Source organism: Vibrio sp. 10N.286.49.C3 (assembly GCF_041469545.1).
GTDB lineage: Bacteria > Pseudomonadota > Gammaproteobacteria > Enterobacterales > Vibrionaceae > Vibrio > Vibrio tasmaniensis_A.
The window spans coordinates 16,547-41,908 of record NZ_JBFRKT010000037.1; the positions used below are offsets into that span (position 1 = coordinate 16,547).

A 25,362-nucleotide genomic window follows, 5' to 3' on the forward strand; every position below is an offset into this window, starting at 1 on the left:
AATATCGAATCTGGCTCAAACATCGAGTTAAGCTCAAACACTGAGTTAGGTTTTAACAGTCAGGGCTACCTTGCGCCTTTCTTCTCTCCCAATGACCAGAACAGCTTTGATGCTGTCGCAATGGAAAGCTTTAGCAATACCGAGCTCAACAGCAACGGTGAGCGCAAAGATGACTGGCACTTAATGCCATATCAAACGGGTAAAACGTTTGTGATGGAACCGTATTTTTATTCAGTGCGCGGCAAACAAGAGCTCATTACCACCATCAGCCAACCAATCAAACATGACGGAAAAATCATCGGCTCGCTAGGCTTTGATTTATCCCTACATGAACTCCAAAGCCAAAGTGAGTTACTTGCGCGTAACCTGTTTGATGGCCAAGGAAAAATCCTAATCACTTCATGGAAAGGCATTACACTGGCCAACAGCCGAGCTGGAAATATGGTGGGTAAAAAAGTCTCTTCTGAATTGGAATCTGAATGGTCAAAGATTCAGTCTATCGCTAACAGAGAAGGCGCCGGTCTTGTGACTTTCGGCGGCGATGAGTACGCGATTACTGCCATTGATACCAGTGATGCGCCATGGGTAGTCATGGTGTCTGTTCCTAGTAGTCACCTAGCCAAAAGCGTCAATGACTACACCGAGTGGAGTGATGCTCAGAATTCAAAAGCACTTGAAAAAGGTGTGTGGGCGGGAATCATCGCCGCTCTTCTAGGCATTGCCTCAATGGCATTCATTGCTAACTCTTTGGGCAAGGTTTTGAACAACTTAGTGGAACGCTTTAAAGATGCAGCACAGGGTGAAGGTGACTTAACTTATCGCATTGAAGTGAAAGGTAAGGATGAAACCGCTCAGCTTGCACACTGGTTCAATACCTTCCTATCTCGCATACAAGAGATGCTACTTACCGTGATGCTAACGGCTGACCAAGTGGATAAAAACGCGACAGAAGGCCAAGCTCGTGCTGAAGTTTCACGTGACCAGCTGAATTCTCAAGTTAACGAAGTGAACTCACTTGCCACCGCTATCAATGAAATGAGTGCAACAGCGCAAGAAGTGGCGAACTCAGCGGTTCAAGCAGCGGCAGCAGCAAGCCAAGTGCAGAGCAACAGTCTCAATGGTATGACGCGCATGGACAATGCCGCCAGTGCTGTAGACAGCTTAGCTGTGCAGGTTAACGATGCGCAGCAACAAACACAGAACTTAGTCGATTCGAGCACCGCTATTCAGGGTATCTTGAGCGAGATTGGTGGCATTGCAGAGCAAACTAACTTACTTGCACTGAATGCAGCGATTGAGGCAGCTCGTGCAGGTGAGGCTGGTCGAGGCTTTGCAGTGGTTGCTGATGAGGTTCGTAACCTAGCGAATCGAACTCAAGGTTCAACAGAAGAGATTCGCTCTATGTTGGCTCGCTTAGAACAAGAGACTCAATCTATTGTGGTACTGATGGAGCAAAGCCAGAACCAAGCGAACAACACAAAAAGTGAAACCGAAGCTGCACATCAAGCCTTGTCTGAAATCAACCAAGCGATTGAAGTGATTAATGACATGAACAATCAGATCGCTTCCGCGGCTGAAGAGCAAAGCTCTGTGTCAGAAGAGATTAACCGCAATGTCGTTATCATCAATGACACAGCAGTGGAAGTGATGGACACCATGACATCATCAGTAGCAATCAGTAATGAGCTGACAGTGAAAGCCGGTGATTTACACGGTGAACTGAGTAAGTTCAAGCTTTCTTAATTACCAACAACGTCTAACAATAACTAGGCCGAGAAACACTATGTTTTCGGAGAAACGCAACGTTCTTCGTGAAACACCATGTTCTCGGCCTATCTATTTTAGCTCCGCACTCAACATTACCCTCACCGAGCAAAAATCTAATTGGAGTCCAACTCCACAAGTTGGTTAAGCACTTCTTTGTCTAACACTGGGTGATGTTTGCTCGCTAAAATCAGCACAATATCCACCGAAGGCAGTGGTGGCATATCTTCCAGAATGTTCAGATCAGAAGTCACACTCAGCTTACCCATCGCGCCAATCGCTAAACCTGCTTTAACAATGGCACGTTGCGCCGAAGCGGTATTACTGCACGCCAACAACTGATAAGGCGTACCCTGTTTAGTTAGGCCATTCACTGCCGCTGCGTGATACTTACAATCGGTCTGAAACAAGGCTAGTGGGACGGGTTTAGAATCATCGAACACATAGTCTGGGCTGCTTATCCATACACCCACATCACTGGTCAGCCAATAGCCCTCTTCACTGTCAGGCGCTCGGGTGACAATTGCAGCATCAAGCCTGCCATCATCCAACCACTCTCTGAGCGTAATGCTTGGTAGGCTGAATACTTGAATAGAACAGGTGGGTTCTGCTTTCTGCAACAGGCGAATCACTTTTGGCAGAATAGTGTCATTGTAGTCTTCAGGGCAACCGAGTCTTAGAGGTTGTTTGTCTTCGTAACGCTTTACTTGCTTGAGGGCGGTATTGTGGAGGGCGACCAACTGCTCCGCATGAGAACGCAGCGCTAAGCCAGCCTCTGTCAGCACGAGATTACGGCCTTCTTTCTGGAAAAGGGTCACGTTGAGTTCTTCTTCCAGTTTGCGCATCTGCGCACTGAATGCCGATTGGGTGCGATTGATCTGTTTCGCTGCACGAGTAAAGCTACTGGTTTCTACAAACGCGAGAAAGCCTCGCAAAGCATCAATATCCATATTGAAATCACCACCCATCGTTTTTATTAATGTATTGCATCAAAATTATCCGTTAGTGCGCCGCAATACAATCCCCTAAGCTCAAATGCATGCCCCTAAGGCTCAATACCTTACCCTAAGTCTCAAAGCATCCACACTAAACGCAAGGAAGCAACTATGCAGCTTTATATTGGAAACCAGAACTACTCAACTTGGTCACTGCGTGCATGGCTAATATTCGACAACTACAACCTGAATGCAGAAATCATCAAGCTCAAGCTATTCACGTCTGATTTTTACGACACACTAGCTTCAGTGACACCAACAGCCAAAGTTCCAACCCTGGTTGACGGTGACGTTGCGGTGTGGGATTCACTGGCGATTCTCGAATACGTCAACGAAGCCTACTTGGACGGCGCAGCATGGCCTAAATCAGTGAAAGAACGCGCCCATGCCCGAGCAATTTCTGCAGAGATGCACTCTGGATTTTTTGCCGTAAGAAATGAAATGCCGATGAACTGCCGCGCTCAACGAAAGCTTGCTTTGAGTGAAGAGGCATTGAAAGACATCGCCCGTATTGATGCCATATGGTCGACGCAAATGGAACAATATCCAGAAGGTTGGTTGTTTGGTGAATGGTCGATTGCCGATGCGATGTTTGCACCTGTGGCATTACGCGTAGAAACCTATGGCATCAAACTTTCAGAGAAGGCATCACAGTATCAGCAACGTGTGCTCAACAGCCCATCAGTACAAAAATGGTTGGCAGAAGCGAGCTTAGAAACCGATGTGGTTGAAGAGGACGAGGCGGGAGAGTCGGTATAAATAGATTAAAAAAGAGTCTCGATGCGATATCGAGACTCGTTCACTATTAGATGATTTGAAAGCGATTTCCTTACTGGCTACTCTGCCGCAACGCCGTCTTTATGATCATTCGGTTCAAATTCTAAAATATCACCAGGTTGGCACTCTAAAACTTCACATAGCTTGTCGAGCGTCGATAGCCTTACGGCTTTGGCTTTATCATTTTTTAATACGGACAAGTTGGCTTCTGTTATCCCAACTTCTTTTGCCAATGTCTTTAATCGCATTTTCCGTTTGGCCATCATAATGTCTAAATTAATGCGGATAGTCATGACAAGTCCTTTAAATGGTTTGGCTATGTTCGTCAGCCAGAATATAACCTTCTTTCATCACCCACGAGATGATCAAAATAATTATACCCAATATCAGTGTTAAAAAGTCCATACCAACGAAACTAATCTCAAAGATACGGTCACCTGGTGGATTATTGAACGACAGAATCACTGACATCAATGAACCATAGATAACTGAACCTAATACCCAATAGAACAAGCTATATCCGAGTTTCTGATAGGACATTGCGTTTTCTAAAGAGAAGATTTCACCTCGCTCATAGTTACGGAATAGGCGTATCAGAACCGTTAATGCATACATAAGAATGCTCGACATCGCCAAACTGGTGAACATTGCGATGATTCTTGTTGTCGTAGTAAGTGGAGAGACTGTGAGTGGAGAGGTTATAAAGTAATCCATCTCGATGGAAAACTGAATAATGCCCATCTCACTAAGAAAGTCATAGGGTGTTTGAACAGTTAGCCAGAAGTAACACACCATGATCGGAGTGAGTGCAAGAAAGGACTGCAGTAGCATTCGCACACGGCGACTTTGTTTTTGAATCTTAGACATACTTATATTCCTGTTGAGTTGATGGAAGAATATTAAGATCAAAACAAACGATGATCAACAACAATTTATCGATAAACGATAAATTATTGTTTATTTGCAATATTAAAATGAGTAAGACCCAGATAGTCCTACATCTACACCACAAATAATTTGGTCGATTGTGATCGCCTAATCACAATGTGCAGATGTGATTGTTTATATTCAACTAAATTCAAATAGTTAAGATAAACGTTATGTTACGAGCAACCATCGTATTACTCAGTGTCACTAGCTTGGCCGTATCTGCCAATGTCACCCTTCCCTCTGGAGAAGACTGGATCAATCATGCTTCTGAAGGGCTCGCACCTTACTGGCTTATGCCGAGCGCACAGGGAGAACCGATAGGCAATTTCCCTACTTTCCGCTGCGATGATGGTACCTTGCTCGATGTATCTGATGTGTGTCCTGAATTGAACAGAGGCTGGATCACTCCCCACTTTGGCAAGGAGTTTACGCGTATGAAATCACGCCAAACCTATGCCTACGGCGTGCTCTATCACCTTACTGGAGACAAACAAGCTTTAGCGCTTGCCAAGCAAGGTGCCTACTACCTCATTGATCAACTAGAAGATAAGAAAAATGGTGGCTTTATTGGCTACACAAAAGAGGGAAAAGCGGGTCAAGATTGGCAGCAACGTACCTCTCAAGATCAAGCGTATGCGCTGGTTGGACTCGCGATGTACTACTACCTGACCCAAGACAAAAAGGTAGAAGAAGCACTCATCGCCCAACAAGCTTTTATCTTTGATAAATATAGACTTAGCGACAACAGCGGTCTTGCTTGGGTACTCGCCGACGGTGAAGATGGCAGTGCAAAACGACGTGAACTGGTCGCGCAACTTGATCAAATAAACGGCTACCTGTTGTTAGTCGCTCCTCTGCTCAAAGAGCCCGTCAAAGCCAAATGGCTTGATGACTTAAACTGGCTCACGCAAGCCATGATTGATCACTACCACTCTGAAGATGAACAACGCTTCTACGGCGCAATTCACGACAAAGCGGCAATGATGCAGAATGCCAATCACAATGATTTTGGGCACACCATTAAAGCGTATTGGATGACCTATCTAACTGGTCATGCATTAAAAAATTCCGATTGGTCTGAGTTTGGTTTAGACGGTATGAAACACACTTTGGCTCAGGCGCAATATCAAAAAGATTTTGCCAATGTATCTAACTACTTTGGCGAGCGACTTCAGAAGATGTGGCAAGGGCAAGATATCACGGGCTGGCAAAGCAGACCGTACAGCCAATGGGCGTCATCATGGGAATGGGCTGAGCTTGATCAAGCTGCGATGACGGTATCGCTTATCGATGGTTCAATGAAAGACGTACTGCAATACACCCTGCCCACCTTTCATGATGTATGGGTAGATCATAAATACGGTGGCGTTGGGCTTGAGCCTAAGCGTACTAAAGCCTTCCATTGGGGCAGTGGCTATCACCAATTTGAACATGCGCTGATTGGCTATTTATATGCTCGACAAGAGGAAGGTAAACCCGCTGTACTTCACTACGCAAGGCCAACTAACAGCAAGATGCCAATGGAACCTTATTACTATCAAGGAGATGTACTTAAATTAGAGAATCAGAGCGATGGAACGCAAAAGGTCAGTTTCAACAACATTCGACCTTAATACCTGATATTCACTCATCGGTATTTTTAGAAGTGGTTAACGACTAAGACGGAGCTGATGAGTAGCTAGCCGTTAGCAAAGCCTGAAAAGAAGATCTTCAGGCTTTTGAAATACCGTTGAGCAACATTTATTGGTAGGATTTTAAATGAATACATAAGCAAGTTAATCTTGTCGGATCTTCAGTTAAACCATATACGGCATCACGAAATCACTTCTTATTATTCTGCTCAACCAACTTTTCATTCCACGCTTCGTTGCCGTCTCGCTTACTGACATCATATTCAGAGCAGAACTGCGATATGGTCATGTTGTTATCGCCAGTTGCTAACTTTAATGCCAATTGAACTTGTTGAAGTTTGCTTTGCAGACGAAGGTTTTGACCTGCCTTTGGGCTTTTTTCTTTAGCAAACTTTAAAGCAGCATGTTTACGTTCGGCAGCTCCCGCTCGGCGATCCGCTTCTGATAATAGATATTTTAGCTGCGCGACACTCTTGCCCTTCTTAAAGGCAGGCTCAAGCAACTCAACGCATTCATCAAATGATGGATTTATAACATATGGATCAATTCTATGCGCTTGTTGGCGCATCCACTCTAGCGCGAGCTTTTCATCTGACATAATTACATCTTTACCAAAGAAATAGCCGTACATGGTATCGCTCAATAGCAAACCGCTGCAACAACAAATTAAGCTACAGTGTCACATTTAATTTCAAGAAAACTACAATTTTCTAAAAGAATCCTCCTTTCACTACCACTTATTCAAAGTGGATGATCGGAATAAAGTGATGCTGCGTAGATATGTTTTAGTTAATGAACAAGTCGTCGAAAACAAAAGTGAGAAGAAGAGAAGATATGAAGGCAATGATCCTTTCAAGACAAGATCTCCAAGCAATGGACCAGCGTGAGCGCGCTCGTTTAATTAACTCCTTATCGGGGTTTAAAAGCGCCAACCTTATTGGCACATGCGACAAGCAAGGGCTAGAAAATCTTGCAGTAGTGAGCTCTGTGGTTCATTTGGGGTCGAATCCACCTTTACTTGGCTTCATCATCCGGCCTGCGGAAAGTCGCCGTCATACATTAGAAAATATCCTAGAAACTCAACACTTCACTATCAATAGTATCGGGGCGGGCTTTGTTCAAAAAGCCCATCAAACTTCCGCTCGTTACCCTAAATCAGTCTCAGAATTTAACGCGGTCGGTCTCACGCCCTACTACGATGATGTGTTCCCTGCTCCGTTTGTTTTGGAAAGCCCTCTAAAAATAGGCTTAGCCTTCAAAGAGCAGATAACAATTGAAAGTAACCAAACTCAAATGTTGATTGGTGAAGTTGTTACGGTTCACGCGCCAAAACGAGCTGTGATGCCGGACGGCTACCTAGATTTAGAAGCGTTAGATTTGGTCACGATTTCAGGGCTAGACAGTTATCATGTCACGCAGAGGCTACATCGTTTAAGCTATGCAAAACCAAATAGGTCACTATTTCCACTGACCCACGAAGGTAACCCAACCTCATGGGAGGCTTTCGAACACAATCTCACTCATTTTGTTCGGTAATTTACGGACAAAGGTGCTAACTTTCTCAACTTCACCCTGTGCACCACACAACAGCGCTAAACTACATCTATTTCCAAGGACCCTTTTGAAGTTAACCCACTTTAAATACAAAACGCGCAAAGGCCCAGACTACCGACATGGCGATCAGGTGTCATTCATGGACATCAAACAGACCTTCGGTATGGGCAGCATTCGTGTAGGCGCTTGGGTAACGAAAGAAGAGAAAGAGCTCGCTGCAAATCTGATATTCGACTCGTTAGCAGACTTGGCTTACATCTTGGCTTTGCCACCAGAAGCGATTGGCTTACGTGGCACATTAGGCTTAGCGTTCGGCAGTGGTGGCAGAAAAGGTGTACAAGCACACTACGCACCAAATCAAAGAGAGTTAGCCCTCGCTAAAAACGCAGGGGCTGGTGCGTTAGCGCATGAGTTCTGGCATGCATTTGACCACTACATTGCCGAAAAGGCGTTTGAGATTGGTGACACCTCCGGTCCTCGCAAGCAAATCTTGTTCGCCAGTGACTGTTGGCTACATGATAGAAAGGTAAGGCCTCACCCATTAAACGAAAGTTTGATGTCTGTGTTCGATGCCACACTACTCAATGACAACAACCTAGATAAACACGATTACGTGGCGCGAAGTGTTATTGCCGACAAAGCGATGTCGGCCCGTTACTTCTCACTACCAACAGAAATGATGGCGCGAGCCTTTGAAGCTACGATTGAATCCTGCTCAGATATCGAGAATGCTTACTTAGTCGATGGCACGACCAAACCAGATATGTTCCCTCTCTATCCAGACCTCAAGCATCGCAAAGAAATTAATAAAGCGCTGCAAGGTTACTTCGCGCCGTTGGGTCGATCTCTAAGTAAGTAACGTTAGAGTCGTTAGGGCTAAGAGATGATCCATCAGCGAAAAGTGTTTATAGTCCAGACATACACTTCAACATCCATGATTGAGAGGCACTAATGATCAGTTGGCCATCTTTGGTAAAACTCGACGGGGACGATGAGCTTATTTACGTCGCATCCGAACACGAATTTCAAGCAGAATGCTCAGACATGATCTTGGGCGAAGATGATTACCTCATTGATTCAGTGGGCGATAGCTACTCGCTTGAATCGAGCTCAAACCAACTGTCTCTAGCGAAACGAGCAGACCAGTATTCGGTTGAAAGCGTGACCAAACTGATTCGAAACCACGAGTTCCAGAAAGCAGAAGTGTGCCTAATGAAAATCCACTTCCTAACGATAGAAGAAGCGATTCAGTCTTTGGCTTTTGAGGCTCGCTAATATTAGTTATTAATTCGAAACCTAGGTTCGAATTAATACGTCCAAACAGAAACGGCGCGCTTTTTCATATCTTTAATACTTACCCTTTAAACTCATCGCGTTTGTTCGCGTAGTATTCAATAGAAAGTATCCATTTATTAATAGCACGGTAGTGTTCTTCTGGAACGAAACTATTCTTATATATTTCTAAAATTGTGGGAATTTTTTTAAGGATGTCATCCAGTAATTTTTCTGTCATTTTAGGCTTTAAACCAATAGCCGAACCAAATTGAATAAAGTCGTATCCTGTGTATTTGGAGTATGTAGCGAATCCATTGGTTTGTTTTTCTCCGCCTTCTTCTAATTCCAACAAAGGCAATGCCATTTGATCGGTAATGTAGTCTTTGTAAGGTGCTACAGATACGTAATCATAAATCGGAGCTAACGTATCAGGACCAACCTCTGGCCTTAAAATGCCAAAATTTCTAAGGTGCAAATCGTTGTTACCTAATAAGTAGGCTGTAAATATTCTGCGAAAGAAATCTTGTTTCAGTTTTAATGTGTCTTCTATATGCAGAGAAAGAAACTTCCAAATTCTCTCATAGCTAACGTAGCCTTCGTCGTCGTCCTTGGTCTTGCCGTACTTCTCGGCAATACTCATTGCGCCATCTAATTGTTCTTGATGAATCGCTTCTCTGTCGGAAGTACGATCAAATCGTTGGATAACAAAAGCTTTCTCTTCGTTACCGTCGCTATCTTTTTTGAATCGAGTAAGACCAAACTTAGGAATATCAAAGTTTAGCTTCTTCATCACTAACATGGTGGCGTGTTCATTTTCCGCTAAATGAGGAAACTCGTTGGGGGATGGCTTTAAAATATACTGAGCTTCATTTTCAACGACTTCAAACTGGTTATCGTTGATCACAAGAGATAACTTAGGCTGATAGCCAGAAATACTCATCCCTTTTTGTTTCTTAGGTTGTTCAGAGCCAAATTCACTTTTAGTAAAGGGTAAACGTACTGTTACCGAGTAATCACCTGTTAAGTCTTTGACAGTGGCTTTGGTATATTCGTCTTGAAATCGGTTTCGATCATTCAGTGCGACTAAGCTAATCAAGCATTTATTTTCTGGAAACATCAGTTATCAAACCTCTCAATTCGAACGGCTCCAATCAGGTTCTTCCCATTTTGTATCAACATTCCTAAAGTATCGTTTTCATCGATTCTTTGTGTTTCTGAGTACCTTTTCTTTAACCATCCCTCTGGGGCTAAGCTGGCGAAAAAAGGGTGAAGTTGTTCTTGAGAAAAGCTTTTTTGGGCTAATGGAAAGCTCAATGACAGTGGCTTTCCTCTGTAGTTCTCATCATAAGTAAAAGTAAAGGTGCTATTTTTTTGAGTTAGAACGCCTGCCAAGTGGTTATAGAGAAAGACTTTTACTTTTCGATCCATAGTTTGACTCCTAATTCGTTACAGATTTTCAAAACGTTGCCCAGTTTAGCGTTTTGTGGGGCCTTTAATGTTCTTTGCACCGTTGAAAAAGAGATGTCAGTTTGTAGCTCTAAATCTTCAATTGAAATGTCGAGCTCTCGCCTTTTGAGTTGAAGGATCTCAGCAAGGTCGATACTCTCATTTAAGGAGGCCTGATTATGTGGGTTTTCCCTTAACACCATGATTTCATCTAAAAGCCCTTGCATCTCTTGGTAGAGCTTTCTCAATTGCACTTGCACTTCATCTGCGTCTTTAGCCATTTGACACCCTTAAAATTAAATATGAATTAAAACAGAGCAAATAACACAAACTTACCCACAAATGAATTTATTGAGTAAATACTACACCACAACATGTTATATGTGAATTTTTCTCGCACTTAAAAAGCCCAAATATTCAAATGTGACTTTTCATGTCAGCACAAAACCAAAAATAACAACCCAAACCAAAAAAATAATTAAATTATTTTTGCTTTATTGATTGTTATTTTCTTTATTGGTGTTATTATTTCCACCATAAAGTGCATGGGAGAACAAACATGAACAACCCGATAACTAAATTGATTGAAGACTTACGAGGCCCTCTTGCTTTTTGTGAGTTAGTGCCTGTAGTCGCACAAAGCTTTTTACTACTGAAACGCTCTGGTGTTGACCATTTAAGCGATAGCCTTGCTAGTGACATGCTTTGGATGGAGTTTGATGAGTTAAATAAGCAGTATCAGGAGTTTGGTTATAACTTACCTGCTATCGATGTTAAAAAGCTGCACCCCTTCATTGGGGAGTTTTTTAAAAACTTGCTCGAGCTATACAAACTTGAAGCCGTCAATGATCAAGACTTATTGAACGCTTTTGAATATTTGGCACTTGCTAAAAAGGCCATGGTAACGGTCATCCCAAAAGAAGTGGTTCAATTAGGAAAAGGTTTATTACCGAACACGACAGAAGCGGTTTACTGCCCATTTGAGGCTTCGTATGCTTTTGCCGAAGTCATGGATGGAAAGGTGGGGTATGAAGCTCAATCTATAGACTCAATAACAATGGCTCTCACTCGTGGCGAACTGCTCAATAAATCGGGCTATGACATTCGCCAATCAGACCCACTCTCTAACCCTAAATTCGTCACACACGGTGGCTTAGAGCAATTTGAACATTCTATTGGCTTTCCACCGTTTAACTTAAAGCTTGGCAAGGAAGCGCCCAAAGATCTGTGGGGGCGCTTTGTTGAAAAGTCCTCTAACGGTTACGTTTATCAATTGCGTCATATGCTGGCCCATAGCCAAAGTCATGTGGTGGTATGTGTCGCGAATAGCTTCTTAACGTCTTCGGTTTCTGCAGAAGCCTCATTTAAGCAAGATATGCTTGATAAGGGGTGGCTAAAAGCGGTGATTTCGTTACCCGGTCAACTGCTTAACTCAACCATGATTCCTTTTAGTGTGATTGTGCTAGACAAGAGCCATGATGGCAGTTCGACTTTGATGATTGATGCAAGTGATGACTCTACCTTTACAGAAAGCTTGAATCGAGTGCAAAAGAAGCTCAAAGGCATCGATCAAATCTTAGAGCTATACCATGAGCGCACAGAGTCAGATTACTCTGCACGAGTGACAGCAGAGCAAATCCAGCAAAACAACATGAGCTGGATACCAAGTCGTTACGTGATGACGCAAGAAGATAGAACAATGATGCGCGAGCTTGCCGATCTCAAAATGATTAATTTGGCTGACGTTGCAGAGTTCATCAGGCCGCAAATGCTCAAGTCAGAAGATGAAGGCGAAACCTTCAGCGAGGTTGTACTCTCTAATCTCAATGAAATTGGTCAAATTACCGGTGAACTAAAGCTGGTGATGGTAAAGCAAAACCTCAACAAAGCCTCAAAACAGGCGTTAAGAAAAGGTGACATTTTACTTTCTAGTCGCGGCACTGTGGGTCGAGTCGGTTTGGTTGAGGCTGATGATAGCCACGTCTTGGCAAGTCAAGTGTTTACCGTCATTCGTATCAAACCTTACGTCTCCATCACCCCTGAGTTTCTCTATCAATATCTAGTCAGTGAGTTAGGGCAGTGGCAGATAGGTAACTTGGTCTCTGGGACTATTCAACCGGTATTATCACCGAAAGATTTAAAGGCGTTGCAGATCCCAGAGCTTTCCCTGTCTGACATGCAGAACGCTGAGAAGATTCGTGCCCAAGTGGTCGAAAAACATCAGCAGCTTGAGCAGCTCCGCAATGAAATTAACCAGTTAAATGAGACCGTATGGTTTAAATCATAGTGAGACATGATATTCATAGCGTATCATGCCTGAAATAATACGATGTACTTAATCAAAAGAATTTGGAATAGCAGTAATGAACCAAACAGAACAAGAATTTCTAAAAAGTCTCAATAAAGACTTATGGACCGCAGCAGACAAACTTCGATCAGTTCTCTCCGCGGCAGACTATAAACACGCGGTGTTAGGCTTAATTTTCATTCGTTACACTTCGTGCGCCTTTGCGGATCGCCAAAAAGAACTACGCGAACAGTTCGCTGATCAAAACCATGAGTATCACCTCGAATCCGACGGCTTAACACCAGAAGCGTACGAAGCCGAAGTGTTGAGTGAGCTCGAAGAGCGAGATTACTACAAAGAAAAGAACGTCTTCTGGCTGCCAACAGAGGCGCGCTGGCAGTTCCTGCAAGACAATGCACCACTCTGTATTGGTACTGTTGAGCTGGATATTGATGGTGAAAAGAAGAAAATCAAATCGGTAGGTCACCTGATCGATAATGCATTAGACGCTATCGAACGTGATAATAAAGAGCTGAAAGGCTTTTTGAATAAACACTACACCGCATTAAAAATTGACCAAGCGAAGTTGAAAGACCTGATCAACTTGATTGCTAAAATTCCGTTTAATCATGGGGCATTAAAGGGCAAAGACATTCTGGGTCATGTCTATGAATACATGTTGGGCGAATTTGCTTTAGCGGAAGGCAAAAAAGGCGGTCAGTTCTACACGCCAGCCAGTATTGTTTCTTTGATTGTTGAAATGATTGAACCGTTTGAAGGCCGAGTGTATGACCCAGCAATGGGCTCTGGCGGCTTCTTTGTTCAATCAGAAAAATTCATTGAAAGCTACGCTCACCAAAACCGCTACGATGCGATTGAGCAAAAACAAAAAGTCTCGATTTACGGTCAAGAGTATAACCACACCACTTGGCAGCTCGCGGGCATGAACATGGTGATCCGTGGGCTCGATTTTAAATTTGGTAAAGAGCCCGGCGATACCTTCACCCAAAACCAACATGATGATCTGCGTGCTGATTTCATTATGGCTAACCCCCCATTCAACATGAAAGAGTGGGATGTTGGCGTAAAAGACGGCGACCCGCGCTGGAAATACGGTACGCCGCCAAGCGGCAATGCCAACTTTGCGTGGTTGCAGCACATGCTCTATCACCTAGATAAAAATGGCTCACAAGCCTTGTTATTGGCGAATGGCTCGATGAGTTCGACCACCAATAATGAAGGTGAAATCCGTAAGCAGCTTGTCTTAGAGAATAAAGTGGAGTGTATGGTGGCACTGCCAGGTCAAATGTTTACCAATACCCAAATCCCGGCTTGTATCTGGTTTTTAACTCACAACAAAGGGACGCGTACCGACAAAGCCGGTCGCAAACTGCGTGACCGTAACAACGAAGTGCTGTTTATTGATGCGCGTAATATGGGTTACATGAAAGATCGCGTATTAAAAGATTTCGACTTTGAAAAAGACACCCGCCCAATTGCTGATCTATTCCATGCGTGGAAAACCGGCGAAGCCGTCAATGGTGTGACTTATGAAGACCAAGCGGGTTTTTGTAAATCAGCAACCATTGAAGAAATCACCAAGCATGATTTTGTATTAACCCCGGGTCGTTATGTCGGTGCCGTTGAAGAAGAAGATGACGGCATTCCGTTTGGCGAGAAAATGGCAACGCTAACCGCGAAGTTGAGCGAGCAGTTTGCTGAGTCTGCGACACTAGAAGCAGAAATCAAGAAGAACCTAGCGGGGTTAGGTTATGAGCTTTAAACAAACTCCCCTTAATGAATTTATCACCTTACAAAGAGGCTTTGATTTGCCTAAAGGTGATAGGGTTGAAGGTGGTATCCCTGTCGTAGCATCAACAGGGGTCGGAGGATATCACAATGAGTCTAAAGTTAAGGCTCCCGGAGTTGTTATTGGCCGAAGTGGAAGTATTGGTGGTGGGCAGTATATTACTGATGATTTCTGGCCGCTTAATACAACCCTTTGGATAAAAGACTTTAAAGGACACGATCCTCGCTATGTCTATTATCTGATGCGAAGTATTGATTTCACTAAGTTCAATGTGGGTTCAGGAGTTCCAACACTGAATCGAAACCACCTTAGTTCTTTACTGGTGAATGAACTCGGAGTGGATAAAGAAAAAAGTATCGCTAAATATTTAGGTGATATAGACGACAAAATAGACCTGAATACTCAAGTAAACCAAAACCTAGAACAAATGGCGCAAGCCATCTTCAAGTCATGGTTTGTCGATTTCGACCCAGTCAAAGCCAAGATGAACGGTGAGCAACCAGAGGGAATGGATGCGGCTACTGCCTCGCTATTCTCAGAAAAGCTAGTTGAGTCTGAGCTGGGTTTGATTCCTGAAGGGTGGACAGTTAAACCATTCAAGAAAGTCATCGATAAGTATGTTGATAACCGAGGAAAGACCCCCCCTGTCGTAGAGGATGGAATACCTCTTGTTGAGGTGAAGCACTTGCCTGAAAACTCTGCATTTCCAAATTTGAACACAGATAAACGAGTTACTGAAGAAACGTTTAATACTTGGTTCAGAGTCCATGTAGAACCTAAAGATGTTCTTATCTCGACAGTTGGCACCATAGGTCGGACATCATTTGTTAAAAATACAAATTTTGGTATTGCTCAGAATGTGTTAGGTCTGCGCTTTGGAAAAGTCGTTGAGCCTGAATATATGTTTTACACAATCAAAGCTCACCGCTTTCAACACGATATGGATGCAAGGTTAGTTACAACGGTGCAATCCAGTATCAAGCGTAAAGATCTCGATACGATTGATATATTGGTTCCACCGTCAAATGTTCAGAAAGAGTTCTGCAAGTTAGTTGGTAGTTTGCTCGATGGGCAGTACAGCAAAAATGCTGAAAATATTGAGTTAGCAAGTGTACGTGACACGCTACTTCCTAAATTGCTTTCCGGCGAAATCGACTTAGGTAAGACAAATTCTGAATCAATCAAGGAGGATGTATGATTGATGAACACCAATTAGAAATGAACTGTATCGACTGGTTTGAGTCGATGGAGTACCGCTACCTTACTGCGGCAGAGGTGAAGCGTGAGCGTGGCAATAGTAACCATCAAATCATCTTAAAAGACATTCTGCTTGAGCGCCTAGAGGCGCTCAACCCAGACATCGCGAAGTCGACCCTAGAGGACGTGGTTGAGCAACTGAGCAAGCCAGACTCACCAGTGCTGATCAAAAGTAACCGTACTTTCCACAAATGGTTACTGGAAGGGGTAAAGGTCGAAGCGAAAGTATTGGATGCCGAGGGTAACGAAACTACGGAGCCGGACTACGTTCAGCTTATCGACTTTGCCAATATCGACAAGAACGATTTTCTGGTCACCAACCAATTTTCGGTTATTGGCACTAAAGGCGAATTGATTCCCGATATGGTGGTGTTCATCAACGGCTTGCCGATCAGCGTGATTGAGCTAAAGAATCCAGCCGATGAACAAGCGGATATTTGGGATGCCTTTAACCAACTGCAAACCTACAAAGATCAAGCCTCACAACTGTTTGTATACAACGAAGCACTGATTATCAGTGATGGCTTGAATGCACGCGTGGGCTCGTTAACCGCCAATGAAGAACGTTTTGTTCCGTGGCGTGTGGTGGATGATGAAGAAGACCGCCCAAACTTTGAATTTGAACTGAAAACCTTAGTGCAAGGTTTTTTCAAAAAAGAGCACATTCTCGACTACATCCGTTACTTTATTCTGTTTGAGCCAAGCAAAAAAACGTTAATCAAGAAAATCGCTGGTTACCATCAGTTCCACGCGGTGCGTGCTGCGGTCGATTCTACGGTGATTGCCTCTGATAAAACAGGTCGCTTGATTACCCGAACCGATAAGCTGAAAACAGATCAAGGCTCCGGTAAAGCGGGCGTGGTTTGGCACACTCAGGGATCAGGGAAAAGTATCTCAATGGTGTGTTACGCCAGTAAGTTACTGCAACGCCCAGAGATGAGTAACCCAACCATTGTGGTCGTGACAGACCGTAACGATCTGGATCAACAGCTGTATGATACGTTTTGTATGGCGACAGACACACTCAAGCAGATGCCGATCAAAGTGGATGGTCGCGATAGTCTGCGTGATGAGTTATCTAGAGTTCAATCTGGCGGGATAATTTTCACTACAGTACAAAAGTTTCAGTTAGAAAATGATGAAGACAGCCATCCAAAACTGTCAGATCGCTCAAATATCATTGTGATGTCCGATGAAGCGCACCGAAGCCAATATGGTAATACGGCGCGCTTAAAAAAGATCAAAGATAAAGACGGCAATGTGATTGGCCAAAAGTTCGTTTATGGCTATTCAAAATACATGCGAGAAGCCTTACCGCAAGCCTCATTCATTGGTTTTACTGGTACGCCAATAGAAGAGGTAGATAAGGATACTCAGCAGGTCTTTGGCCCGTACGTGTCGGTGTATGACATACAAGATGCCATTGATGATGGCGCAACCGTACCTATTTATTATGAATCACGTATTGCTAAGTTAGATGTTGATGAAGCGGAGCTGGATCGTCTTAATATTCAGGTTGAGCAAGAGTTTGACGAAGACGAAGAGATCGCCCAAAAAGAGAGTGTTAAAGCCAAATGGGCTGCCCTTGAGAAACTGGTGGGCAGTGAGCCGCGTTTAAAATCCGTGGCGGCCGATTTAGTGAAGCATTACGAAACGCGTTGTGAGACTTTCCCTGGCAAAGCGATCGTGGTCGGAATGAGCCGTGAGATCTGTGTCGATTTATACAACGAGATCATTAAGCTCCGCCCTGAATGGCACAGTGATGACCCGAAGAAAGGGGCATTAAAAATCATCATGACGGGCAGTAGCTCAGATATACCGAAATTCCAGCCTCATATTTACAACAAGAAGACAAAAAAAGATCTTGAAAATCGTTATAAAGACATCAGTGATGAACTGAAGATTGTCATTGTTCGTGACATGTGGCTAACCGGTTTTGATGCCCCATGCTGCCATACCATGTACATTGATAAGCCAATGCGTGGTCATAACTTAATGCAGGCGATTGCTCGTGTTAACCGCGTATTTGGTGACAAAGAAGGCGGCTTAGTCGTTGACTACATTGGTATTGCTGGCGAGCTCAAAGAGGCGTTAAAAACCTATACCAATAGCCGCTCTCGAAAAGACAAACCGACCATTAATGCACGCCAAGCGTTTGAAAAAGCCGAACAGCAGATCCATCTCATCCGTGATTTGTTTGCAACGCCAGTCGATGGGCAAGTGTTTGAATACTTAGACACGTTCGAAAGCAACGCCATGGAACTGCTTCCTGCCGCGGTTAACCATTTAACCGGTTTAGTTGGGGTTGATGACAAACGTGATGGTAAACGTCGTTACCTTGACGCAATGGCCGCGTTAACCAAAGCGTATTCACTGTGTAACGCACTCGATGAAATTGAGCCTTATAAAACGGAAATTGCTTTTTATGTGGCGGTGAAAGCGGCGTATGTGAAGCTGTTTAATGTTGATAAAAAGCGCAGTGCAGCCGAGCACAGTAGTGTTTTTAAAGCCTTACTCGATAATGCGCTCAGTGTAGATGGTGTTGATGACATCTTCAGTTTGGTGGGTTTAGATAAGCCTAATATTGCCTTGTTGTCGGAAGAGTTCCTCGAAGACGTCAAAAACATGCAACAGCAGAACTTAGCCGTTGAGCTTTTAGAAAAGCTGCTGAAAGACGAGGTCAGGGCCAAAATGGCCAGTGATGCCGTGCAGGAGAAGAAATACTCCGAACGTATCTTGTCGACTCTGCAAAAATACCACAATCGCAGTGTTGAAACGGCGCAAGTGATTGAAGAGCTGATCTCTTGGGCAAAAGAGATGGCGATTGATGCTGAAATGGCCAGTCGTTTAAATTTGTCGACTGATGAAATTTCTTTCTATCGTGCGCTTGTGCTTAATGAAGAGTCGGTACGAGTATTCGGTGATGATAACCTTCGTCAGTTAGCTATTGAATTGACACGCGAGCTACGAAAATCCGCCACGGTGGATTGGAATCAACGCGAGAGTGTTCGAGCTCGAATGCGCAATCTGGTTCGTCGTTTGCTCAAACGCTGGAAATACCCACCGGAAGATGTTCAAGAAGCCATTGATCTTGTATTAGAGCAAGCCGAAGCGCTTGCAGATGGTTGGGCGAATGACGACAGCGTTCAAGTGCCCACATTGCGACCATTTACCCTTGGCGATAAAAAGCTTTATTTCTATGATGAAGTGAGTGCATTACCTGGCGTTGTCGATATTGCATCCTTTACCATCCATGCTGATATTGAGTTTGAAGCGAGAATACCAGAGCTTAATATGCTGGGGGCTTATCAAGATTTGATTCAGGTAGGCATCATAAACCGCGAGATATTAGAAGAGTACTTTGTTATTACATCTACGCTTCAAGCTGAATTGAATAAGTACGATGTAACCGAATACTCTTTAACGACTCCAGGTGTGATTTGGTCTATCAAAGAAGTCCGCGAAGGCTGTTCTATTTATGAATTAGTTGCTTCAATGTCAGCTTATGAAATGGCGACGGTTGTAGCAACTTGGTACGGCGCAATATCGGCGTTTAAAGATACAGGAAAAGGATTAATCAAAACCTTATCTGGTACCAAAGTGATGATAGACAAAATAAAAGTAAGACTTTCAGATAAAGCGAAAAAAGACTTAGAACAGCTTGATAAGAACAAGCACTAATCTAGCAAGTTAACGCCTCCAACTTCGGGGGCGTTTTTTCTCAAAACACCCTCAATAATACACAGCGCCAAATTAGGCGCTGTTTTTGTTTGTTATTTCGCTATCGCTTAATTAAGCGATAAAAATCTGTGCGAGAGCGTAGCCTAAGCAACATGCGCCGACGACACCGATTAAACCCACTGACATGAATGAGTGGTTGAAATACCACTTACCAATCTTAGTGGTGCCAGACACATCGAAGTTCACCGTTGCGATATCTGATGGGTAGTTCGGGATGAAGAAGTAGCCGTACACCGCTGGCATTAAGCCGATAAGCAATGCTGGGTCTAACCCTAAGCCAAGGCCAACCGGTAGCATCATACGTGCAGTAGCGGCTTGAGAGTTCACCACAACTGATACGATGAATAGCGCTAGCGCAAACGTCCATGGGTAGTTAGTCACCATTTCCACGATGCCCGACTTGAACTGAGGCATTGCGTATTGGAAATAGGTATCCGACATCCAAGCGATACCGAAGATAGCAATCGCCGCCACCATACCCGATTTGAATACCACGCCGTTTGGCACGTCACGCGGGTCAGTTTTGGTCGCTAACAAAATGATACCGCCGAAACAGAGCATCATCATTTGGATGATCACCGACATCTTAATTGGCTTATCGCCGTCTACGATGGTTCTGATCTCAGGCACCATCGCCACGATAACAATCACCACAATCGACAATAAGAAAATCAATACCGCATTACGCGCCGAAGTTGGCAGCACTTCATCCAAAGACGTCGCAGTGGTGCTTTCGATGCGCTTTTTCCACTCAGGATCTTTTAGACGCGCTTGGTATTCAGGATCGTCGTTCAGTTCTTTACCACGTTTCAAGCTATACAGAGAAAGTAAAAGTGTGCCGAACAGCGTTGCAGGAACCGTCACCATCAAAATAGAAAGCAGAGTAATAGAGTGTTGGATATCAGAAAGTTGCGCGAGGTAATAAACCACTGCTGCCGAGATTGGAGATGCAGTAATCGCCAGTTGCGACGCAACAGATGCAGCCGCCATTGGGCGCTCAGGACGAATACCATTCTTCAGTGCAACATCGCCGATGATAGGCATGATGGAGTAAACCGCATGACCAGTACCCAATAGGAAAGTCATCGAGTAAGTCACGAACGGTGCTATCAAAGTGACGCGTTTCGGGTTCTTTCTCAGTACCCTTTCGGCCACTTGCAGCATGTATTTCAAGCCACCAGCCGCTTCAAGAATAGAAGCACAGGTAACAACAGCGAGGATGATCAGCATTACGGTGACAGGTGGAGACGTTGGTGGCATCTTGAAGACAAACACCTCGATAACCAAGCCAATACCAGAAACAACACCTAAGCCAATACCGCCATATCGAGACCCGATATAAAGAACGACTAATAAAAATAGAAACTCAAAATACAACATAAGCAACCCTCTAAAAATGTGGACTAATGATATTTTGTCCCTAAGTTCCGCTATTTACTTATCGCTTGGTCACACTATGATTGCAGACTCTCGCAAATTGTTTTTTCTAAGATTATGGTCACGCTAACTGAACCGTAAGTTTATGAAATGTAATAGGAAGACAGACTCTAAATCTAAATTTGTTATGTACGATAACCATTATTGTGACTGTTAGATCTGTATGGCCTATAAAGTGCCAGATTCATAACTTAACGATATTATTTCATTCATAATCAATCATATACAAAGTCATTCAGAAGCATACTTCCTATCTAACTAAGCATATTCTTACTGAACACTGACTCGCCTATCCCGAGACACTATGTCAAAATACTCGCCCTCACGATGACAACACATAAAGAACCACGGATATGAATTTTCAAGCTGCTATTTTTGATATGGATGGACTGTTACTCGACACCGAGAGACTTTGTATGCAGATTTTTGAAGAAGCATGTCACGCGCAAGATGTTCCGTTCTTGCAAGATGTTTACTTAGGCATCATTGGTTGTAACGCAAAAACCATCGAACAGATTTTTAGAAAGGGCTACGGCGAAGGGTTAGATTACCCGGCGCTGAACACCGAATGGCGCACTCGCTACAATGCGGTTGTTAAGCACCAAGCAATCCCAGTTAAAGATGGTGTTATCGAACTACTTGAATGGCTCAAAGCAAACGACATTCCAATCGCGGTAGCGACCTCCACTCAGCTTGATATCGCGAAAAAGAAGCTTGAACTGGCTGGCCTAGATTCTTACTTCACCTCACTAAGCACAGGCTGTGAAGTCACCAATGGTAAGCCTCACCCAGAGATCTACTTGCTAGCGGCAGAGCGCTTAGGTGTTGCACCTGAAAATTGCCTAGCGTTTGAAGATTCAAACAACGGTATTCGCGCATCTATGGCTGCCAACATGATCAGTTTCCAAATCCCAGATTTGGTAGAACCATGTGACGAAGTGAAAGCGCTTGGTCACACCATCAGCCCTTCCCTACATCATGTGTTAGCGCAGCTTCAACAAGCCGTCGCTTAAGCTCTAATTACCGTTGATAATACTTTTATCTATCTCGTCCTAAAATACGTAGACAAGCCTCTCTATTAAACCGACTCACTGAGTCGATTTTTTTGTTTATATTCCTTTTATAAAAGATAAAAAATCGCGCAAGAAACTGTTACAGTCGATATGAAACGATACTAATCGATAAGCAAGATTGATAACGTCTACAGATGGAGAAAGGGACGCGTGATTAAAAGATTTGAAAGCCAACTGCTTGATTTTGCTCAGCAAGAGATGACACAGGATGCCGCGCACGACATCAGCCACATCAAGCGAGTAGTCAAAACTGCTGAGGTTTTGTGTACTCAAGAACAGGCTAAGCTTGAGGTCGTTCTTCCTGCCGCTTACCTTCATGATTGCTTCACCTTCCCTAAGAACCACCCAGACAGAGCCCAAAGCTCAAAAATGGCGGCAGACAAGGCTATCTCTTATCTCAAATCTATCGAGTATCCTGCGTCCTACCTCGACGAAATCCATCACGCTATTGTCACTCACAGTTACAGCGCCAACATCACACCAGAAACCTTGGAAGCACAGATTGTTCAAGATGCAGATCGCCTAGATTCTCTCGGTGCGATTGGCATTGCTCGCTGCCTATACGTTGGGCAGAGCTTCGATGCCGAACTCTATAACCACGAAGACCCGTTTGCGAAGCAGCGTGACTTGGATGACAAGCATTACAGCGTCGACCATTTCTACGTGAAACTGTTTAAGCTCGCTGAAACCATGAATACAAAATCAGCCAAATTGGAAGCCAACAAGCGCACCGAGTACATGCGTGACTTTCTTGATCAGTTGGGTGCGGAAGTTTAGCGGCTTATAAAAAAAGACACACGATAAGGAAGAGATAAGAATATGGAAATAAACCGCTTTAAAGCATCCGACGCCGACGAGATCGTCACTTGGTTTGCATCCCAAGAAGACTACGTTCTATGGGGCGGACGAACCTTTGGCTGGCCGTTAGAAACAGCCTCCATCATCGAACGATCTCAAGAGTCACATGTCGAGCTTTATACCTTTTCTGCATCTAAGTCATACTCTGAACCGAATACCGATTCAAACGCCAATGACTTGCTTGGCTTTATGGAGTTTCAACGCATGTCAGACAATGAACTTCGCTTTTGCCGAGTCGCGATTCACCCAAACCAACGAGGCAAAGGATTAGGGCAATTGATGCTTGAAACGGCCTTAGAGGCGGCGAAAGAAATCCCAAATATCACCACCATCACCTTGGCCGTATTTAAGCAAAACTACGGAGCAAAACGCTGCTACGACAAAGCGGGATTTCAGGTAGTCGACAAAGAGCCGAGCGTGAAAGAGTTCAATGGCAAAACGTGGCCCTTGTATCAGATGGAATTAAAGCTCTGCTAGTTCATTTTAATTGTCAGGTTAATTTTAGTTACCAGGATTGTTTTAATTAACAGACTTATTTAGTTAATCGACTTGTTTTAATTGCCAGATTTGACCCCATATCATTGAGCATTAGCTACATACTCAAGATACACAGATGTAATTTGGAACCTCCAATGACCCAAGAAAAATTCGACACTATTTATCAACGTGCTGCTCACCGCAAAGGCGGAGCGGCCGAACTCGAAAAAATTGTTCGTGCACCCCTTTCCCAAGCCGAGCTATCGCAAATCACAGACGATCGTTGGCTAGCCGCCTTTACTGAAAAAGTATTCCAGTGTGGTATTTCATGGAATGTGGTGAGAAAGAAGTGGCCGCAATTTGAAGAAGTGTTTTTTGAATTCAACATCGAGAAAATGCTGATGCTGCCAAATGAGATGTGGGAACAGAAAGCGCAAGACCCGCGCATTATTCGCCACCTCACTAAAGTGATGACCATCCCTGCTAATGCCACCATGATCCACAATGCCAAGCGTGAAGCCGATTCATTCTCGCAAATGGTTGCCGACTGGCCATCAGAACGTATCACAGATCTGTGGGATTACCTGAAAAAACACGGCAAGCGATTAGGTGGTAATACTGGTGCCTACACTCTGCGTCAAATGGGTAAAGACACTTTCATCTTGTCGTCGGATGTTGAAGCGCACCTACGCAGTACCGATGTGGTAGATAGCGGCCGTAACACCAAGCGAGCACAACTGGCAGCGGGTAAAGCCTTCAACGAATGGCAGCAACAGTCAGGTCGTAGCCTGAGCGAAATCAGCCAGATCGTTGCCTACAGCTGTGGTGATAATCGCGTCTAGTGGTCATCGTAGTTAATTAAAGAACCCGTCCAGATTTATCTAGCCTTTAAAGACCCGTTGCGGATGCCACTGGTCTTTTTTTGTGCTTCATTCAAAGAAATGTAAATTAACCGCTGACAGACAACGATCTTCGGTGACGCCAAGTCATTATGTTGATAGGTTAATGTTTATACATCTCGATTTCAAACATATCTATAGCGCTCTCTAAAACATTCGTTTCTCCGCTAAATGGAGGTACTAAACCTAGAAAGGAATTCTATGTTCGAACAGGTCATCAGCATTCTGTTTCCCGTTTTTGCTTTAGCCAGTGCTGGCTTTGCGGTCGGTCGTTGGCTCAAGCCCGATTTCAAACCGATCAATCGCATCAATATGGATGTGTGTATCCCTGCGCTAGTGTTTGCATCGCTGACCACCATGCCTCTCGACACAGAGCAATTGCCACTCATAACCGCTTCTTTGATCGCAGTGTTAGTGCCTGCATTGTTGATGATTCCGATCTGTAAGATCTTTAAGCTCAATTTCAAGGCTTGGGCTCCGCCACACATGTTCCGTAATAGTGGCAACCTAGCCATTCCCCTATTCACCTATACCTTTGGCGAGAGCGCATTAGCCCCTGCGGTATTACTATTTGTGGTATCGGCATGTGTCCATATCAGTGTGGGGTTGGCGCTATTGAGCGACGGTAATCCGATCAAACAGATCCTCAAGATGCCAATCTTCTTAGCGGCTGCGTTAGCGATGACGCTCAACCTGTCTGGAATTACCGTGTGGAATCCAATCTACGAAGCCACATCACTGCTTGGGCAAGCTGCTGTTCCTATCATGCTATTGTCGTTAGGTTCGCAAATGGTCAACTTGAGACTGAGCGGATTAAAGGTCGGCTTGTTGTGTACGGCTCAATCCCTATTTACAGGGGCGATCGCTTTTACCATCATCTACTTCTTTATCCCGCTGCCGACGCTGCACTTACAAATGATGGTACTGTTCACCATGCTGCCACCCGCTGTGATGAACTACCTGTTTGCAGAGAGGTTCAATGTCGAGCCCCCTAAGGTCGCGTCTATGGTGTTGTTTGGTAACTTCCTAAGTGTGGTTACCCTACCAATTTTGTTGTCGTTCGCACTGTCTATATCGAGTTGAACCCCCATCTAAGGGAAGATTTGTCACTAGGGCATGTTGAACTTTCGAGCTGATTTTTGCAGCGAGTT

The 25,362-nt window shown here is 44.1% G+C and carries 21 protein-coding genes and 2 pseudogenes; 15 read left to right on the plus strand and 8 right to left on the minus strand.

The annotated features are described in order from the left end of the window. Positions 1–36 precede the first annotated feature (36 nt). Positions 37–1,743, plus strand: a pseudogene (locus AB4180_RS15760) (methyl-accepting chemotaxis protein); the annotation flags it as partial. Between the two features lie 137 nt (positions 1,744–1,880). Here AB4180_RS15760 and AB4180_RS15765 read toward each other — a convergent pair. After that, on the minus strand, positions 1,881–2,732 hold the full coding sequence (locus AB4180_RS15765) for a LysR family transcriptional regulator (protein ID WP_102249908.1): 852 nt from the start codon (positions 2,730–2,732) through the stop codon (positions 1,881–1,883). Positions 2,733–2,870: 138 nt separating this feature from the next. On the opposite strand from AB4180_RS15765, the gene AB4180_RS15770 reads away from it, so the two are divergent. Then, positions 2,871–3,518, plus strand: a complete 648-nt coding sequence (locus tag AB4180_RS15770; RefSeq protein WP_102249909.1) for a glutathione S-transferase family protein — start codon at positions 2,871–2,873, stop codon at positions 3,516–3,518. Between the two features lie 77 nt (positions 3,519–3,595). Here the strand turns inward: AB4180_RS15770 and AB4180_RS15775 are convergent, their stop codons facing one another. Next, complete coding sequence (locus AB4180_RS15775; RefSeq protein ID WP_009846209.1) at positions 3,596–3,829, minus strand: helix-turn-helix transcriptional regulator; 234 nt, start codon at positions 3,827–3,829, stop codon at positions 3,596–3,598. A 10-nt stretch (positions 3,830–3,839) separates the two neighbouring features. Further along, on the minus strand, positions 3,840–4,403 hold the full coding sequence (locus AB4180_RS15780; protein ID WP_009846208.1) for a DUF2975 domain-containing protein: 564 nt from the start codon (positions 4,401–4,403) through the stop codon (positions 3,840–3,842). A gap of 233 nt (positions 4,404–4,636) precedes the next feature. Here AB4180_RS15780 and AB4180_RS15785 point away from each other — a divergent pair, with 233 nt between their 5' ends. Further along, positions 4,637–6,079, plus strand: a complete 1,443-nt coding sequence (locus AB4180_RS15785) for an N-acylglucosamine 2-epimerase (protein ID WP_102249910.1) — start codon at positions 4,637–4,639, stop codon at positions 6,077–6,079. 208 nt (positions 6,080–6,287) lie between these two features. Here the strand turns inward: AB4180_RS15785 and AB4180_RS15790 are convergent, their stop codons facing one another. Further along, positions 6,288–6,695, minus strand: a complete 408-nt coding sequence (locus AB4180_RS15790) for a hypothetical protein (protein WP_026012354.1) — start codon at positions 6,693–6,695, stop codon at positions 6,288–6,290. 236 nt (positions 6,696–6,931) lie between these two features. Between AB4180_RS15790 and AB4180_RS15795 the strand changes: the two genes are divergently transcribed. The 3 genes from AB4180_RS15795 to AB4180_RS15805 all read left to right on the plus strand — a co-directional run bounded on the left by AB4180_RS15795 (position 6,932) and on the right by AB4180_RS15805 (position 8,926). Continuing rightward, positions 6,932–7,633, plus strand: coding sequence for a flavin reductase family protein (locus tag AB4180_RS15795; RefSeq protein ID WP_102249911.1), 702 nt, complete (start codon positions 6,932–6,934; stop codon positions 7,631–7,633). An 85-nt stretch (positions 7,634–7,718) separates the two neighbouring features. Continuing rightward, the gene (locus AB4180_RS15800) at positions 7,719–8,510 is read left to right on the plus strand and encodes a CLCA_X family protein (protein WP_102249912.1); all 792 of its coding nucleotides are present in this window, start codon (positions 7,719–7,721) and stop codon (positions 8,508–8,510) included. 92 nt (positions 8,511–8,602) lie between these two features. Next, entirely contained in the window at positions 8,603–8,926 is a 324-nt protein-coding gene (locus tag AB4180_RS15805; protein WP_017099124.1) for a DUF4144 domain-containing protein, read from the plus strand. A 79-nt stretch (positions 8,927–9,005) separates the two neighbouring features. Here AB4180_RS15805 and AB4180_RS15810 read toward each other — a convergent pair whose 3' ends face one another. From AB4180_RS15810 to AB4180_RS15820, 3 genes are read right to left on the minus strand one after another with little or no spacing between them, the layout of a single operon-like run. Continuing rightward, on the minus strand, positions 9,006–10,043 hold the full coding sequence (locus tag AB4180_RS15810) for a type II toxin-antitoxin system HipA family toxin (protein ID WP_102249913.1): 1,038 nt from the start codon (positions 10,041–10,043) through the stop codon (positions 9,006–9,008). Next, positions 10,043–10,354 (minus strand): HipA N-terminal domain-containing protein, encoded by a 312-nt coding sequence (locus AB4180_RS15815; protein WP_102249914.1) that lies wholly within the window; start codon positions 10,352–10,354, stop codon positions 10,043–10,045. Before AB4180_RS15815 ends, AB4180_RS15810 begins: the two co-directional genes overlap by 1 nt. Beyond that, positions 10,339–10,653 (minus strand): helix-turn-helix transcriptional regulator, encoded by a 315-nt coding sequence (locus tag AB4180_RS15820; protein WP_102249915.1) that lies wholly within the window; start codon positions 10,651–10,653, stop codon positions 10,339–10,341. Before AB4180_RS15820 ends, AB4180_RS15815 begins: the two co-directional genes overlap by 16 nt. Before the next feature lie 278 nt (positions 10,654–10,931). On the opposite strand from AB4180_RS15820, the gene AB4180_RS15825 reads away from it, so the two are divergent. The 4 genes and pseudogenes from AB4180_RS15825 to AB4180_RS15840 form a co-directional block, all read left to right on the plus strand. Continuing rightward, complete coding sequence (locus AB4180_RS15825) at positions 10,932–12,659, plus strand: N-6 DNA methylase (protein WP_102249916.1); 1,728 nt, start codon at positions 10,932–10,934, stop codon at positions 12,657–12,659. A 76-nt stretch (positions 12,660–12,735) separates the two neighbouring features. Continuing rightward, a complete protein-coding gene (locus tag AB4180_RS15830) occupies positions 12,736–14,442 on the plus strand; it encodes a type I restriction-modification system subunit M (protein WP_102249917.1) in 1,707 nt (568 codons plus the stop codon). Then, positions 14,432–15,667, plus strand: a complete 1,236-nt coding sequence (locus AB4180_RS15835; protein ID WP_102249918.1) for a restriction endonuclease subunit S — start codon at positions 14,432–14,434, stop codon at positions 15,665–15,667. Before AB4180_RS15830 ends, AB4180_RS15835 begins: the two co-directional genes overlap by 11 nt. Next, positions 15,664–18,855, plus strand: a pseudogene (locus AB4180_RS15840) (type I restriction endonuclease subunit R); the annotation flags it as partial. The gene AB4180_RS15835 and the pseudogene AB4180_RS15840, both read left to right, overlap by 4 nt. A 663-nt stretch (positions 18,856–19,518) precedes the next feature. Here the strand turns inward: AB4180_RS15840 and AB4180_RS15845 are convergent. Further along, on the minus strand, positions 19,519–20,847 hold the full coding sequence (locus AB4180_RS15845; RefSeq protein WP_004732879.1) for an anaerobic C4-dicarboxylate transporter: 1,329 nt from the start codon (positions 20,845–20,847) through the stop codon (positions 19,519–19,521). A 410-nt stretch (positions 20,848–21,257) separates the two neighbouring features. On the opposite strand from AB4180_RS15845, the gene AB4180_RS15850 reads away from it, so the two are divergent. The 5 genes from AB4180_RS15850 to AB4180_RS15870 all read left to right on the plus strand — a co-directional run bounded on the left by AB4180_RS15850 (position 21,258) and on the right by AB4180_RS15870 (position 25,294). Then, positions 21,258–21,917: an HAD family phosphatase gene (locus AB4180_RS15850; RefSeq protein ID WP_012601146.1), complete on the plus strand. Its 660-nt coding sequence runs from the start codon at positions 21,258–21,260 to the stop codon at positions 21,915–21,917. Between the two features lie 210 nt (positions 21,918–22,127). Further along, on the plus strand, positions 22,128–22,754 hold the full coding sequence (locus AB4180_RS15855) for an HD domain-containing protein (RefSeq protein WP_102249920.1): 627 nt from the start codon (positions 22,128–22,130) through the stop codon (positions 22,752–22,754). 42 nt (positions 22,755–22,796) lie between these two features. Next, entirely contained in the window at positions 22,797–23,312 is a 516-nt protein-coding gene (locus AB4180_RS15860; protein ID WP_102249921.1) for an N-acetyltransferase, read from the plus strand. 155 nt (positions 23,313–23,467) lie between these two features. Continuing rightward, on the plus strand, positions 23,468–24,154 hold the full coding sequence (locus AB4180_RS15865; RefSeq protein WP_102249922.1) for a DNA-3-methyladenine glycosylase I: 687 nt from the start codon (positions 23,468–23,470) through the stop codon (positions 24,152–24,154). A 258-nt stretch (positions 24,155–24,412) separates the two neighbouring features. After that, the gene (locus tag AB4180_RS15870; protein WP_102249923.1) at positions 24,413–25,294 is read left to right on the plus strand and encodes an AEC family transporter; all 882 of its coding nucleotides are present in this window, start codon (positions 24,413–24,415) and stop codon (positions 25,292–25,294) included. Positions 25,295–25,362: the final 68 nt, after the last annotated feature.